The following is a 15,044-nucleotide window of genomic DNA, read 5'->3' as shown; positions in this document are numbered from 1 at the left end:
TTAAATAAATTTCTTCAAAAATATTTATTAATTAAAATGTATTAATTATAGTTATGAATCTACATTACTTAATTTAAATTTTAGTAAAAGATTCTATACATTAATTAAATTAAAATTATAATTGATATTTTGATGTTAATCTTTGTTACATGTCATTTTAATTAGGGGGTATTTTATGAAAATTGAGGGTGAAATTACAACAGGTTTGGGAAAAGCTGAATATTTCATGTCACAGGAATTTTACACTAAGGAGTTTAAGAAAAACTTGGGATTTGTTCCATATCCTGGAACACTTAACATTGTTGTTAATGAACAGTATCTGGATGAAATTTCTCAAATCAAGAATTCCTGCAAAAATTTGATAAAGCCTGATGATGGTTTTGGTGCTGTAAAATATATTAAAGCTAAATTAAATGATGAAATTGATGGAGCTATTGTTTTTCCGGCAAAAACCACTCATGAAGAAAAGTACCTTGAATTTATTGCAGAAATTAAAGTAAGGGAAAAGTTGAATCTCAATGATGGAGATATAGTTTATCTTGAATTTTAAATCATTTCTATTTTTTTACCAAAAAGTATTTTATACATGATAAATATATTTGATAATACGTTCTCGGGGCGGGGTGCAATTCCCCACCGGTGGTGATTTAAAAAAATAAGTCCACGAGCACAAAATATGTGTTGATTTGGTGAGATTCCAAAACCGACGGTAACAGTCCGGATGGAAGAGAAGATAATAGTATTTAGTTATTTTTAGCCCTGGTTCTAGTAAATAAGGAGATATTACTATGAATCAAGAAACAAACTTAGATGAAGCTTTAGAAGCTATTAGAAATGGTGAATTCGTACTAGTTTTTGATGATGATGATAGGGAAGGAGAAGTTGATATGATTATCGCTTCTGAATTTGTAACCCCTAAATCCATTGCAACAATGAGAAATGACGCAGGCGGATTAATCTGTAATTGTTTACATGCTGATTTTTGTGAAGCTATTCACTTGCCGTTCATGGTTGACATTATGAAAGCTGCAACAGAAACATACCCTGAACTAGCTAAACTTGCACCAACCGATATTCCATACGATGAAAGATCATCATTTTCAATATGGACTAACCACAGAAAATCTTTCACTGGTGTTACAGATCATGACAGAGCTATGACAATTAGTGAAATGGCTATCATGATGAAAGAAGAAAGATTTGATGAGTTTGGAGCAACATTTAGATCTCCTGGTCATGTATGTCTTTTAAGAGGATCAGACGGATTAGTTAAAAATAGACAAGGACACACAGAAATAGGTCTTGCCTTATGTGAAATGGCTGGTGTGACTCCGGTCTGTGTAGTTTGTGAAATGATGGATGGTGAAACTGGACAAGCTACCTCAGTTGCTGATGCTCGTAAATACGCTGAAAAAAACGGATTAGTCTTGCTTAGAGGCGAAGACATCATTAATAAATATTTAGAGGAATAATTAATTCCTCTCATTTGCCTTTTTAGCTATATGATTAGCTATAAATTCTGTATTTTGTTTTATTTTATAGGAATTATAAATGCTGAATGATACATATTTACCGTCACGCATTTGTATTTCCAAACCATCTTTGACTTCTTTTGACATGCTTATTGAAGCTATTTTTTCCCATTTGATTCTAAGGGTTTTGCTTTTAAGCGCTTTTTCAATATGTATTCCATCATCCAGGATTTTAACGATTTTAACTAAACGACGATTTTTATCAGAGTTAATTTGTATATCGCCATTTTCATCAAATACATAATCAGGAATCAGACATGTCGCCTTCCATCCTTGTTTCATTTTTGTCAGGACATGTGCCCTATCTTTTTTTGTGAGTTTTACTCCCTTTTCAGGACTTAAGTTAAGAGCCATTATATCACCTTGCTTTTAATTTCTTCAAATGAATAAATCTTTTTAAAGTTTACTTCCTTTGCCATAGCTATTATTTCATCAATGTTTAGGTTGTTTTCCACAAGGTCCATTGCATAGGAAGTGAACAGTTCATATCTGATTTCTACTTCTGGAATAAATCCTCTCATGTCTGCATTTTTTAATTTAGGAATTTTTAAAACTTTTTTCACGTTGGTGTTATTCTTAATATATGGAACCACGTTGTCGAATATATTGTCATTGTATACTTTATTCAGTAAAATCGCCTCTACATCAACACCAAATTTTTCAAGCATATTTGCATGTGAAACTAAATCTATTGCTGCTGATTCAATTCCGCCTTTGTTTACACCTGAAGCTAAAATCATCGGAATGTCTGATGACATTGCAATTTCTGCAGCTGAAAATGGTACTTTTTCATTTAAAAGACCTGTAAATACACTCATAACGCCTTCAATAAGAACAATATCATAGTCAGATGAGTTTAATTTCGCGACGGTAGATTCAATATCTTTCCAACCAAGGTGTCCAATTTTTATGGAGGCGAAATCTTCCATTTTTCCTTTTGTAAGATAAAGTCCGGGTATAATGTCTCGAACATCAGGACCAACTTTGAGCAGGGCAACTTTATACCCTCTTTTTCTTATTGCACCTGCAAGTCCGGTTAATATGAATGTTTTCCCGGAGTCGGAACCGTTACTTCCAATCATCAAGTATTTCGGTTTCTTGAAAGGTTTTATTTCAGGTATTTTAATGTCAGTGTTGATTCCTACTTCGCTTTGGAGGAATTTTTTGACTTCTATATTTCTATTGTAAATGTCATCAATGTCTGATATATCTATTTGTTCCTTAATATTTTCTACAAGTATAGGATTTTCATCAAGTATGCCATGAATCATTGTACCGATAACATTTCCATCATCGTTGCATGCTCCTGAAAAGATGTTATAATCACCCTTTTTGTTAGTGTCTCCATAGTTCATTCTTTGAACTTTCGAATAGAATAAAGGTTTGGCATCACCTTCCACTTTACCGTATGTATGTGTATGAAAGCCGTCCACATCTTCAGTCTGATTTTTTACTAAAAATGAGTTGTCAAATACTTTTGCCTTAACACGGTCACTTGTAATAAGAGGTGAAAAGTTCACATCAATCAGGCCCAGTCCCTCTTTTACAATAGGTACAGGTGATTTTCTGCCGATGTCTATCTGGTTTGAAAGGAGTTGAAAGCCTGCACAGATTCCAATTATAGGTTTTCCATCATTTGCCATTTTTTTAATTTCCTTATTTAATGGCATGTTAATGTCATTGGATTCTATTAATGTTCCCCCAGGAATAATTAGGGCATCAAGTTCTTTGGAAGCTTTGTTTCCATTTACAAGACCATTTTCTTTAACAATGTCTGTAGGCAGATTTCCAAAATCTTCAAATCCCGGAACTGACCCGTTCAAATAAGCAAGTCCAATTTTTGTCATAAAAATACCTCTCTTGATAATCTATTGTATTTTTTTAATATATATTTTAGAGGTGTATTTCAAGTGTAAAATTTTTCATAAAAAAAAGAAATTATTGAGTGTTTTCGAAAACACTCATAGCTTTAATGATTTTTAAGTCATCTAATGGTTTAGCTTGTATTTGTAAACCTACAGGGATGCCATCCACTTTACCTGCAGGTATGCTTGCTGCCGGAATTCCTGCAAGGTTAGCAATAACTGTTAAGATATCGTAAGCATACATTTCCATAGGTTCCAAATCTTGGCCGATTTCGTGAGGAAGTTTAGGAACTGTAGGTCCTACAATCAAATCAACATTTTCAAGCATTGAAGTTATTTCTCCTCTAATTACAGATCTTGCTTTTAAAGCTTGTTTGTAATATTTACCACTGAATTCTGCTTCAGCAATGTGAGAACCTATTTTGATTCTTCTTAATACTTCATCACCGCAAACCTCTTCGATTCTGGAACCATAGTCTCTTCCGTCATACTTTCTTGTTGCAGAGAAGAATTCCACATAGTTAATTAGGTAATATGTAGGTAAACATAAGTCAATGTAATCAAAGCTTACTTCAACAAGTTCAGCGCCGGCATCAACCAGTTTGTTGATTGCTTTGTTCACGGTTTTGTTGATTTCTTCATCGGTAACGTCAATGAATTCCTTACATACTGCAATTTTCATGCCTTCAAGTGATGTATCTTCAAGTACTTCTGTGAAATCTGGTTTTTCCCAGTCAAGGGTGGTACATTCTGTTTCGTCATATTTTGCAATAGTGTTTAATGCTATTGCAATACCGCTTACATCATTAGCTAACGGACCTATTTGGTCTAAACTCATTGAAAGGTCAAGTAAACCCTGTCTTGAAACTGCACCGTAGGTAGGTTTAAATCCGACTACACCACAATGGGAAGCAGGATTTCTTATGGATCCTCCAGTATCGGAACCGATAGATATATCACACATTTCAGCTGCAATAGCTGCTGCACATCCGCCACTTGAACCTCCTGGGATTCTACCCATTGCAGCCGGGTTTTGGGTAGGTCCATAGTAGGAAGTTTCTGTTGAACTTCCTGCTGCGAATTCATCCATATTTAAAATACCGATGATTATTCCATCTTCAGCTAAAATTTCATTAACGACAGTTGCATTATAGCTTCCGTAGTAGTCTTCTAAGGTTTTGGAAGCTGCTGAAATAATCAAATCTTCAACATTAATGTTTGCTTTTATACCAAATACTAATCCAGCTAAAGCACCAACGTCTTCACCATTTGCTATTTTTTCATCTATAGCTTCAGCTTGTTTTAATGCATTTTCATAGTTTAATTCAATAAATGCATTAATGCTTTCGTTATTTTCATCGATAACTTTAATGAAGCTTTCTACATTTTCTTTAGCTGTCATTTCTCCATTTTTTATGGAGTTTAACTTTTCAATAACGTTCATTAAAACACCTTAATAATCATAAATTATAATATTAATACTTTATTTTTCAAGGTTTATAAACTTGTTTTTTTTGTATAATTTTAACACGATGTTAAACTCCTATGTCAGGAATTCTTTCATTGGTATTTTGTCTAATCCAGTTTGTTCCCATGCTTTTATAGAAATTGTTGGTTTGTGTTTTTACACTGCTTTTAAGATTATACTTATTTTTTATGACTAGTCCAATGTCTGCAAATCTGGTTTTGAAGTAGCTGACTGATACCCAGTTGGTTGGAACTTTGCCTGATCCGACATCATAGCTGCCGTATGAGTTACTGACCAAAATTTTCTTGCCGTCTGGACTAATATCTATTATTGCTATGTAATGACCAGGCAGGAAAGCTATTAATGCAGCGCCTTTTCTCAATTCTTTAATTGCACTGTTTAATGTGCTGCCGTAGTAGTAATAAGATTTGAAATTATGGCTGTCAATTGCAGCTTTTAAAACTGGAATATTAACTCCATTTGTTACATGTGCCTTTACCTGGAAGTATTTTTCAGAATAGTAATTTTTTAATACCTGAGTACAAACACTTGCTGATGTTGGTCCGCAGGTATAGCCTGTATTTTGATAATCACGAACTTCAGGATAGGTATATGATTTTCCTTTTAAATTTGCAGTGATTTTTGAAGGCCAATAGTTATACTGATTCTTTTTGACAACTTTTATATAAAATGCTCTTTCAATAACATTCCATTTTTCACGTTTTAGAATGTGAAATTTACTTGACTCGTTAGTTTTGAAGAATGTGTATTTTGACATTTTGCCGTTTAAATATAAACAGTAGCTGTCTCTTTTCATTACTTCTCTATACTGGTCTTTTGTAAGGGTATATTTTGCATCTTCATCTCCCATTACATAGTTTGCAGGCATTCTGTCAATGTCAGGTACTCCATTTTTTAGCGGAATGTAGTTTTTCATTGGATTTTTAACGTCGCCTGCAATACAGTTGATTTTTTTGGAAACGTTATATTTTCCGTAAGTTACCTCCACTTCATATTGTCCTTTGCTTAAAAGAGGTTTTATTATTACAAAACCTTCGGTGGTAGTTTTCTTTGTGTATACTTTGTTCCCGATTTTTATTTTGATTGTTTTTTCGGAAATGCTGTCTTTAGAGCCTTTTAAATATATTCTAAGAAAACCTTTGGTAAGCAGTTTATTGTTTCCAATATCTATTGAAAATGAGTTGCTAACATAGAAGTTAATTGTTTGTGTAAGTTTGTTATACTTGTCATCACCGCCAAAAGAAATTTCCATTGAATTTGAATATGACTTTGAAGTAACTGGAATAGAAAATTCACCGCTTGTTCCGGTTGTTTTTTTGTAGGTTTTTTCATCATATTTTATGGTCAGTTCTTTATTTGTTATTCCGTTTCCTTTTAAATCAGTTAAATATAAGTTATATGTGTCTCCGGTTTTTAACAGATTTGTATTTGTTGTAATTTTTAAATTTGTTTTGCTTTTAGCAGCATTTAATACATCATTGTTTTCTACACTAACACTTGTATCATTAACGATGGATGATAAACTGTTGTCCTCATCAACAGCTGTTTTTAAAACATTATCATCAGATTTTTCTTCCATTGAATCTTGTAGTGATATTGGTGCATCATCAAAATTTTTTTGGATGATATCGGTTGTGTTATCATCACTTGCCGATACTGCACCAACAACCAAGAATAGTAGTATTGTTGAAATTAAAATTAATTTGGTTTTTCTTATCATGCTATTAAATATATTTTATTAATTATTTAAACATAGATTGTTTTTTTGTAATTTTGCAGTCTCTTTTTTCATTTTAATAATTAATTGATAACTTTATAAAGAATAAATTTTAAAATTTAAATTAATTTTCAGGTGATAGTATGAAAAAAGCGGTTGTATTTGACAATTCAGGAACATTGATTGAAAGATACAGGGTTATTAAAGATGTTTTAAGTGGCAATATTTTCACTGACATAAATTCTCTGGATTTGATTGATGCAGCTGAATCCTTGGCTTTGGTTGTACTTCAGTTCAATACAAATAAACTTTTAAAACTGGACCAGGATACATTAATTTCAGATGTCATTAAGGAATATAATATAGATTTCGATGTCAGCTTTTCAACTCGGCAGGTTTCAAAGGCAGAAGTAAAGGAAATTCTTGACAATGAAATCACATCTACTATTTCAGATATTACAGACGGTTTTGATATTTTAAGTGAAAAAATACCTCACATGGAACTGTGCAACGGGTCTGCTTTGATTGTTGATATGGATTTGGGTCAGGTTGCATATACAATAACTTCTGCAGGTAAATTTTTTCCAAGGGTTTTTGAAACAGTTGAAATTCTTAAATCAAGGGGAATTGAAATATTTATAGCATCAGGTGACAGAAAAGGGGCTATTAACAAATTAGCTAATTTATTGGATGTACCTGAAGACAATGCATTCGGATCAGTTTCTACAAGTGGCAAATGTGAAGTTGTTTCAATTCTTAAGGAGGGTGGTTATAAAGTCATGATGGTTGGAGACGGTTTGAATGATTTATTAGCTTTTAATGAGGCTGATGTTAGTGTTTTAACTATTGAACAGCAGGAAGAAGTCTCTCCAAAGATGATGGATAAGACAGATTATGTTATTGATGATATTTTTGAGGTTACAAATATTGATTTTTAACCCTTATTTTTTTATAACTTTTAACTTATAAGTTATAACTTATAACTAATAACTGATAAAAAAATAATTATAAATTATAAGTTATCAATAACCTCTTTGCTTTTAAGAATATTGTCGAAGTTATTCAGCTCTATAATTGCCGTATCGATTTTTTTAAGTAAATTTAAATCAAGTGTACCTTCGCCTAAGGTGATGTGCTGGTCTTTAACTCCATCATTATCATTCAAGTGACAGTAACTTATATTTTTTAGAGAAAGCATTTCCTCAAGGTTTCCGCAAGTATTTCCATGACCTGTATCAATTGTCAGGCTGCAACCTGTAGCTTCCTGAATCATTTCAAGTTCTTCAACTGTATTTGCCAGGAATTTTCCACGAACAGGCATATTTTCAACTGAAATCTCAACGTTAGTGTTGTCTATTATTTGTCCAATACTTTCAATTGACATTTCCAGTGCCCATTTTCTAAGGTGCGGTTCATTTCTGCCTATTATTCCCGGATGGACAGTTATTGTATTTGCATTGATGCTTTCTGCATAATGCCCGCAATGAATCATTTGCCTTACACTTTCAGCTCTTATTCCCTGGTTTAAACTTGCGATGTTAATGTCCACTGTTGCAGCATGCATTCTAATGTCCAGACCGCAATCTTTAAATTCACCATTGTCTTTTTCAAAAAAAGGACCTTCTGCAAGTATTTCAATTATTTCAAATCCATGTTTTTTAGCTAAATCGATGATGTCATTGTTAGGTTCCATAAATAAAGCCAGTGTAGTAAAACCCAGTTTCATATTTATATATTAGTACTTAATAATATATTAAATGTTTACATATATCAAATTTTGACATATGGTGAAATATGACTGACGAAAAATTCAATGATTCACATAAGAAAATATTCAAAAACTTCTCAAATGGAATTATACATAATTTAATCCTATGGATTATTTCAAAGGAATCTATCCATGGGTATGGAATCATGAAAAGGTTGGATGAATTTTTTAACTTGAAAGATTCCAAATGTGATATTAATGTTAATTCCAGCAGGATATATCCTATTTTATCTGAAATGGAAAAAAGAGGATTTATTGTTGGGGAGTGGAAAGTAAATGAAAACAATAAAAGGGTCAAATATTACTCAATAACAGATGAGGGAAATGACTTTTTAAAAGAAATTCAGATTCACATAAATAATATTTTAAATAATCCTTCATGGCAGGCCTTTTTTAAAGATATGACTGGTTTGGAGATTTAATTATGAAAAACGCAATTGAAACTAAAAACTTAACAAAAGTTTACAACAATAACTTCAAAGCCGTTAATTCTCTGAATTTGGAAATTCCGGATAAAACAATTTTTGGAATGCTGGGTCCTAACGGAGCAGGTAAAACCACAACAATTAAAATGCTAACCTGTTTAATACAGCCTACTTCGGGTCAGGCATTCGTCGGCGGATACGATGTTCAGAAAAATCCTGATGAAGTCAGAAACCTTTTGGGTATGGTTCCGCAACAGGTTAGCCTCTATAAAGATTTAACCGTTATGGAAAATTCACAGTTGTGTGCAGATTACTATGGAGTTGATCCAAACGAAAGAGATTCCCGTATTGAGGATTTGATGGAACTGGTTGACATTAAATATGCCAAGGATAAACGTGTCGGTCAGCTTTCAGGAGGCCAAAAACAAAAGGCATCACTTGTTGCAAGTCTCGTTCACAGACCTGAAATTTTATTTTTGGATGAACCTACTATAGGTCTTGATCCGACAACAAAACGTACACTCTGGGATTTAATCAGGGAATTGAATGACAATGGACATACAATAATTTTATGTTCCCATGATATGCATGAAGTGGACATGCTTTGTGACAATGTGGGAATCATCAATACTGGTAATCTTGTTGCTTATGATACTCCTCAGGGTCTTAAGGATTCTCTTTTGGAAAGCAACAAACATGAACTTGAAGACGCTTTAACTAAAGTTTCCGAAGAGAATGAAGTTTCAACATCTACAACAGAGGATTTGGAAAACCTTAGTATGAAAAAGATGTCTGTACTTCTATCCAATCAGGATGATAATATTATAGAAGCTATAAGGCAGTCAGATGATGTTAAAAGTATTGAAGTAGCACATAATGGCCGTATCAATTTAAGGGTTGATAGCTTTGATGATATGGCTGTTCAAAATGTTTTGAATGTTATAATATCTTCAGGAGGTATTATTAAGTCAATATTTACTGAAGAACCTTCTTTGGAAGATGTATTTATAAAATCAACATCCGAGGTGTTAGAAGATGATAGAGCCTAAAAAATTCTGGTGGATGATCAAAAAGGAATTGATTTCACTTAAAAGGCACCCTGCCAGATTAGTATCTATTTTGGCATTTCCAATAATCATGATTTTACTTTTCGGATATGGAATGGGAGGTGAAATGACAGACCTTCCGATTGTTGTCGTTTCACAGGACCATGGTGATTTAACAGATTTAACTTTAAACACCATCAAATCAACAGAAACATATCATGTAGTTGAGGTGATGGATAGTATAAGTGATGGAAAGGCCCGAGTTGATTCGGGAGAAGTCAAGGCGGCTATAATACTGCCTTCAGATTACGATTCAAATTCTTCGCAGCAGAAAAGTGTAACGCTGTATTTGGATTCCTCAGATCAGATGGCATCTCAAATTCTTGAATCTTCAACTCAGGGAATATTTTACAGATTGTCCAATATGGTTGCTTCACAAACAAGCGTGTCAACTCAGGATGCAAATATAACTCCTTCCCTAGGCCATTCCCTCGATAACTTTAAGGATGATATTTCCCTTCATATCAACAGAATCTATGGAAATATAAAATATATTGACTTTTTGGTTCCTGCTATTTTAGGAATGACAATCATGATGAGTTGTATGATGGGAATGGGAGCTACTATTGCTGGTGAACGTGAAACTGGAGAACTTGCAAGACTCTTTATGACTCCAACATCAGTCGCTACAGTAATTGGTGGAAAGATTGCAGCGAAATTACTAATTGAGCTGGTAAGAGCTTTGATATTAATATTCATGGCTGTAATATTGTTCAGTGTAAGTATTAAGGGAGGATTCCTAAGAACATTTATTGTTCTTGTAATCGGAGCTTTATGTTTTGTCGGATTTGGAATAATGCTTTCCGCAAGAACCTCTACACAGGAGGATTATGCTCAAATTTCACTTCCGTTTTCAATGCCTATGATGTTTGTTTCAGGAGTATTTTATCCGATTGAAACAATGCCGTGGATTTTACAAAAATTGGCTTATATTTTCCCATTGACATATTTGAATGATGCAATGAGAGGTGTCATGCTTAAAGGACAAACATTAGGTGATGTCTGGGTTGATTTAGTAATTTTAATAGGGTTTACTGTTTTATTCTTTATAATAGGTGTAAAACGATTTAACAGGGATGTATAGGAGGTTTATTATGTATAAAAAATTAATTATTGCTTTTGTAATTTGTCTTTTGTGTTTGTCTCCAATAGCTGCTGCAGATTGGGATTCATTTGCAGGGGGAGTTGACCATAACGCTTTTAGAGAGGAAGGTTCAGATTTCGTCACTAATCTTTGGACATTTAGTATGGGATCTCCTGTACATTCATCTCCTGCGATATACAAGGATCATATTTATGTTGTATCTGCAGAAGGAATTTTAAAGTCCATTGATATGCAGACCGGTAAGGAAGAATGGGATTTGGATTTGAAATCTCCAACAAATTCATCTCCTATTGTAAATTCCAACAGACTGTATATCGGTTGTGAAGATGGTCTTAAATCCATTAACATTAACAATCATGAAATTGCATGGAAATATGACTGTAATAATGTCCAGTCAACCCCATTTTTCTATGATGATGTAGTTTACTTTGGATGTGATGACGGTCATTTATACGGTTTGGATAAAAAAGACGGCAGTGTAGAATTAAACAAGAAACTAGACGGCAAACTTAAATCCTCACCTATTGTTGTGAATGATACAATTTATATAGGATCTACAAATTCCAAGCTGTACAGTGTTGAAACAGATAAAGACACTAATTGGGATTTCACAACCGGTGATGAAATTTTATCTTCACCTACCTATGTTAATGATACAGTTATTTTCGGTTCCAGTGACGGAAACATATACTGCTTAAACACTTCTGAAGGTGAATTAAAATGGAAAGTTGACCTTAACAATAAAGTCATCTCCTCACCGACCTTAGATGAACATGACAACAGCGTATATATTGGTTCTGATGAGGGTAATCTGACATGTCTTGATATTCGTGACGGTAAAATTAAATGGAGCTTTTCTACAGGTTCACAAATTCAATCCACTCCTGCTTTAAAAGGCAACTTAATAGCTTTCGGTGCCAACAACGGTAATTTCTATGTGTTAAATAAATACACAGGTCTTCAAGAATTTACATATAATCCTGGAACTATTTTGTTCAATTCGGCTATTACCTCTTCAGCTGTAATTAATGGCAACAGTTTGTTATTTGGAGATGACTCCGGTCAGGTTTATTCTCTCAATATAGAAAAATATGAAACACCTGCTTCAGTTCAACTATATTATTCTATTGCAATTTTAATTATAGTTATTATTGTAGCTGTTGTGTTACTGCGTAAGGTTAAAGGTAGAAAGTAATTTCTATCTTTAACGATAATAATATAAGGTTATATTTTTAAATTAGAGATTGTGATACGATGCAATATAAAGAAATGTTTAACATAGAAAATATGAACTTTGCTGATAAGATTTATATTTTTGATACCACTTTAAGAGATGGTGAGCAGACACCCGGTGTTGCTCTAACTGTTGATGAAAAAATCCAAATAGCCCAAAAACTTAACAATTTAGGTGTTGATAAAATAGAAGTTGGGTTTCCAGCCTCTTCAAATGGCGAAATAGAATCTGCAAGAAAAATAAATGATTTGGATTTACAATCTACCCTAGTAGGTCTTGCACGTTCACTTAAAAATGACATTGATGCTGTTTTAGATTCAGATTTGGGATACATTCATACATTTATAGGTACTTCTCCATTGCATCGTGACTTTAAACTTAAGAAAAGTAAAGAGGAAATTATAGACAGTGCCGTAAGTGCAGTTGAATATGCAAAAGACCATGGTTTGACAGTTGAATTTTCAGCGGAAGATGCCACTAGAACAGAAAGGGATTTTTTATTAGAAATATTTTCTCAAGTTTCTGATGCCAAAGCCGATTTTTTGGATGTACCTGACACTGTCGGCGTGTTAACTCCTCTTGAATCACGTGAATTAATAACAGATTTAAAGAATAAGTTAAAAACTCCTATAAGTGTCCATTTTCACAATGACTTTGGTTTAGCCACAGCAAATTCATTGGCAGCTATTGAATGTGGTGCAGACCAGGCACATGTTACTGTCAACGGATTGGGTGAGAGAACCGGAAACTGTTCTCTTGAAGAGCTGGTGATGACTTTGAAAGTTGCATACGGTATAGATTTGGGTCTAGACACTACCAGATTATACAGTCTGTCAAATCTTGTCGGTCGCCTAACAGGTGTTAAAATGCCAGTCAATAAACCGATTGTAGGAGATAATGCTTTTGCTCATGAATCCGGTATTCATGTTCACGGAATTTTAAACAATTCCTCTACTTATGAACCAATGTCTCCTGAGATGGTTGGTCATTCAAGACGTATTGTTTTAGGTAAACACACCGGTGCCAATTCATTAAAATCCAAACTTAAGGAATATCACATAGATTTAAATGATGATCAATTTGATTCTGTATTTTCTCAGATTAAATCTCTTGGTGACAGCGGTAAATGTGTAACTGATGACGATTTGGTTTCAATTGCTATTACAGAACTTGCATCAGCTCGTGAAACTCCTATAATAATTAAAGGAATGAGTATATCTATGGGTGCAAATGTTTCTCCAACCGCAACGGTAAAGCTTGAAATTGATGGTGTTGAAAAGGAAACTGCTCAAACCGGTGTTGGTCCTGTTGATGCTGCTTTAAGTGCTGTTCGTGAGCTTATTCAAGAGGATATAGATATGGAACTAGAAGAATATAATCTTGAAGCTATTACCGGAGGTACAGATGCTCTTGCGGAAGTTTTTGTTGTTAGTTCAGATTCTCATGGTAACAAATCTACCGGCCGGTCAACAAATCAGGATATAGTTATGGCAAGTATTTTGGCTGTTCTTGATTCCATCAATAAATTATTGTTAATTCAAAGAACACAATAATTTTTTTATAATTTTTTACACATATTTTTTTATAATATAACTACTGTTTAAACATTTTTATAAATTTTATATTTTTTCCATTTTTATTCTAATTTTTTTATACATTATTTATAAAATTTTTTATTAATCTATTTTTTTTATAACTTTTTTATTTTTTTTTATTTTTTTATACAATGATTATTTTAATAATTTTAAATTTTATTAATATTTTAATATATTAAATAATTTTATTTTTTTGTTTAGTTTAAATAATGTAAAATTTTATATACATTAATTACAATATATTTTATATGGTGAAATATAATGGAAACAAATACAATTTTTGTTGGAAGTAAACCTGTTATGAATTATGTTTTAGCAGTTGTAACTCAATTCAATGATGGTTCAGATAGTGTTCTTTTAAGAGCTAGAGGTAAAGCTATCAGTAGAGCTGTCGATGCTGCTGAAATTGTCAGAAATAGGTTTGTTCCAAATTCAGAAGTTACAGATATTCAAATTTCTACAGAAGAAATTGAAAACTATAACCACGAAAAAACAAATGTGTCTATTATAGAAATTTTAATTGAAAAGAGGGAATAACTCTTTTTAATCAAATTTCTTTAATACTCTTCTTTCGAAAAGATACTTTGAAAGTAAAATATTTGAAGTACCTTTTCCTTGTGCTTCTACTTTTCCTTTTAATATTGCTTTTATTACACTGTCTATATCTTTTTCGCAGTCTATTTTACTATAACAGTCTCCCACGAATTTCCAGTAGTGTGCATCACTTGCACCCAGTCCAGGTAAATTTTCTCTTTTTGATAATTTTTTTGCTTTGTTATTGCAATATCCTACAATAAATCTTGCATTTTTTGTCTCAATTGCATCAATTTTTAAATCTTTATAGTCACTTTTACACAGAAGACCATGTCTATAAAAGCAGTATGGATGAGGTATTATTGCAATACCTCCTAAATCATGAATTTTATCTATTGTTTCTTCAGGTGATAGGTCACGAGGTATATTTTCCTCACACCCAAAACCAAGAATATGGCCTAGTGTTGAAGAAATTTCTATAGATGGTATGGCAAGTATATCTGTATTTCTAGTTTTTTTCATAACTTCACTTGTTCCATCAACAGTATTATGATCACTTATGGCAATTATGTCGATTTCTTTTTTTCTTGCAACATCTAAAATATCATCTATCTTAGATGATGAGTCTGGTGAATATTCGCTGTGAATATGTGAATCCATTTTTAACATTTTAT

15 protein-coding genes and 1 riboswitch are annotated in these 15,044 nt (G+C 32.8%); of the genes, 9 read left to right on the top strand and 6 right to left on the bottom strand.

Annotated elements, in window-relative coordinates; translation table 11 throughout:
- Positions 1–175 precede the first annotated feature (175 nt).
- Together QZU75_RS02735 and ribB are read left to right on the top strand one after the other, a co-directional pair.
- Entirely contained in the window at positions 176–550 is a 375-nt protein-coding gene (locus QZU75_RS02735) for a DUF120 domain-containing protein (RefSeq protein WP_296881417.1), read from the top strand.
- 55 nt (positions 551–605) lie between these two features.
- Positions 606–737, top strand: a riboswitch (FMN riboswitch).
- Positions 738–788: 51 nt separating this feature from the next.
- Positions 789–1,472: a 3,4-dihydroxy-2-butanone-4-phosphate synthase gene (gene ribB / locus QZU75_RS02730; RefSeq protein ID WP_296881416.1), complete on the top strand. Its 684-nt coding sequence runs from the start codon at positions 789–791 to the stop codon at positions 1,470–1,472.
- On the opposite strand, the gene QZU75_RS02725 is transcribed toward ribB, so the two are convergent.
- The 4 genes from QZU75_RS02725 to QZU75_RS02710 all read right to left on the bottom strand — a co-directional run bounded on the left by QZU75_RS02725 (position 1,473) and on the right by QZU75_RS02710 (position 6,606).
- Positions 1,473–1,886, bottom strand: coding sequence for a hypothetical protein (locus tag QZU75_RS02725; protein ID WP_296881415.1), 414 nt, complete (start codon positions 1,884–1,886; stop codon positions 1,473–1,475).
- Positions 1,886–3,379 carry a DJ-1/PfpI family protein gene (locus tag QZU75_RS02720; protein ID WP_296881414.1) on the bottom strand — a complete coding sequence of 498 codons (1,494 nt, stop codon included), beginning with the start codon at positions 3,377–3,379 and terminating at the stop codon, positions 1,886–1,888. Before QZU75_RS02720 ends, QZU75_RS02725 begins: the two co-directional genes overlap by 1 nt.
- Before the next feature lie 91 nt (positions 3,380–3,470).
- On the bottom strand, positions 3,471–4,841 hold the full coding sequence (gene gatA, locus QZU75_RS02715) for an Asp-tRNA(Asn)/Glu-tRNA(Gln) amidotransferase subunit GatA (RefSeq protein WP_296881413.1): 1,371 nt from the start codon (positions 4,839–4,841) through the stop codon (positions 3,471–3,473).
- Between the two features lie 91 nt (positions 4,842–4,932).
- Positions 4,933–6,606 (bottom strand): hypothetical protein, encoded by a 1,674-nt coding sequence (locus QZU75_RS02710; RefSeq protein ID WP_296881412.1) that lies wholly within the window; start codon positions 6,604–6,606, stop codon positions 4,933–4,935.
- Positions 6,607–6,746: 140 nt separating this feature from the next.
- On the opposite strand from QZU75_RS02710, the gene QZU75_RS02705 reads away from it, so the two are divergent.
- Positions 6,747–7,541, top strand: coding sequence for an HAD family hydrolase (locus QZU75_RS02705; RefSeq protein ID WP_296881411.1), 795 nt, complete (start codon positions 6,747–6,749; stop codon positions 7,539–7,541).
- A 74-nt stretch (positions 7,542–7,615) separates the two neighbouring features.
- Here QZU75_RS02705 and QZU75_RS02700 read toward each other — a convergent pair whose 3' ends face one another.
- Positions 7,616–8,296 carry a sugar phosphate isomerase/epimerase family protein gene (locus QZU75_RS02700; protein ID WP_296881410.1) on the bottom strand — a complete coding sequence of 227 codons (681 nt, stop codon included), beginning with the start codon at positions 8,294–8,296 and terminating at the stop codon, positions 7,616–7,618.
- 101 nt (positions 8,297–8,397) lie between these two features.
- Between QZU75_RS02700 and QZU75_RS02695 the strand changes: the two genes are divergently transcribed.
- The 6 genes from QZU75_RS02695 to albA all read left to right on the top strand — a co-directional run bounded on the left by QZU75_RS02695 (position 8,398) and on the right by albA (position 14,373).
- The gene (locus tag QZU75_RS02695) at positions 8,398–8,793 is read left to right on the top strand and encodes a PadR family transcriptional regulator (protein ID WP_296881409.1); all 396 of its coding nucleotides are present in this window, start codon (positions 8,398–8,400) and stop codon (positions 8,791–8,793) included.
- Positions 8,794–8,795: 2 nt separating this feature from the next.
- Positions 8,796–9,845: an ATP-binding cassette domain-containing protein gene (locus QZU75_RS02690; protein WP_296881408.1), complete on the top strand. Its 1,050-nt coding sequence runs from the start codon at positions 8,796–8,798 to the stop codon at positions 9,843–9,845.
- Positions 9,832–10,986, top strand: coding sequence for an ABC transporter permease (locus QZU75_RS02685; protein ID WP_296881407.1), 1,155 nt, complete (start codon positions 9,832–9,834; stop codon positions 10,984–10,986). The genes QZU75_RS02690 and QZU75_RS02685 overlap by 14 nt, the downstream gene beginning before the upstream one ends.
- 10 nt (positions 10,987–10,996) lie before the next feature.
- Entirely contained in the window at positions 10,997–12,202 is a 1,206-nt protein-coding gene (locus QZU75_RS02680) for a PQQ-binding-like beta-propeller repeat protein (protein ID WP_296881406.1), read from the top strand.
- Between the two features lie 59 nt (positions 12,203–12,261).
- Complete coding sequence (locus tag QZU75_RS02675) at positions 12,262–13,794, top strand: 2-isopropylmalate synthase (RefSeq protein ID WP_296881405.1); 1,533 nt, start codon at positions 12,262–12,264, stop codon at positions 13,792–13,794.
- Between the two features lie 303 nt (positions 13,795–14,097).
- On the top strand, positions 14,098–14,373 hold the full coding sequence (albA, locus tag QZU75_RS02670; RefSeq protein ID WP_296881404.1) for a DNA-binding protein Alba: 276 nt from the start codon (positions 14,098–14,100) through the stop codon (positions 14,371–14,373).
- Between the two features lie 6 nt (positions 14,374–14,379).
- Here albA and QZU75_RS02665 read toward each other — a convergent pair whose 3' ends face one another.
- Entirely contained in the window at positions 14,380–15,039 is a 660-nt protein-coding gene (locus tag QZU75_RS02665; RefSeq protein ID WP_296881403.1) for a PHP domain-containing protein, read from the bottom strand.
- Between the last annotated feature and the right edge of the window lie 5 nt (positions 15,040–15,044).

The sequence above is a fragment of the uncultured Methanobrevibacter sp. genome (assembly GCF_902764455.1).
GTDB lineage: Archaea > Methanobacteriota > Methanobacteria > Methanobacteriales > Methanobacteriaceae > Methanocatella.
The sequence above is the reverse complement of the archived record's forward strand: the minus strand, read 5'-3'. Positions and strand labels throughout refer to the sequence as shown.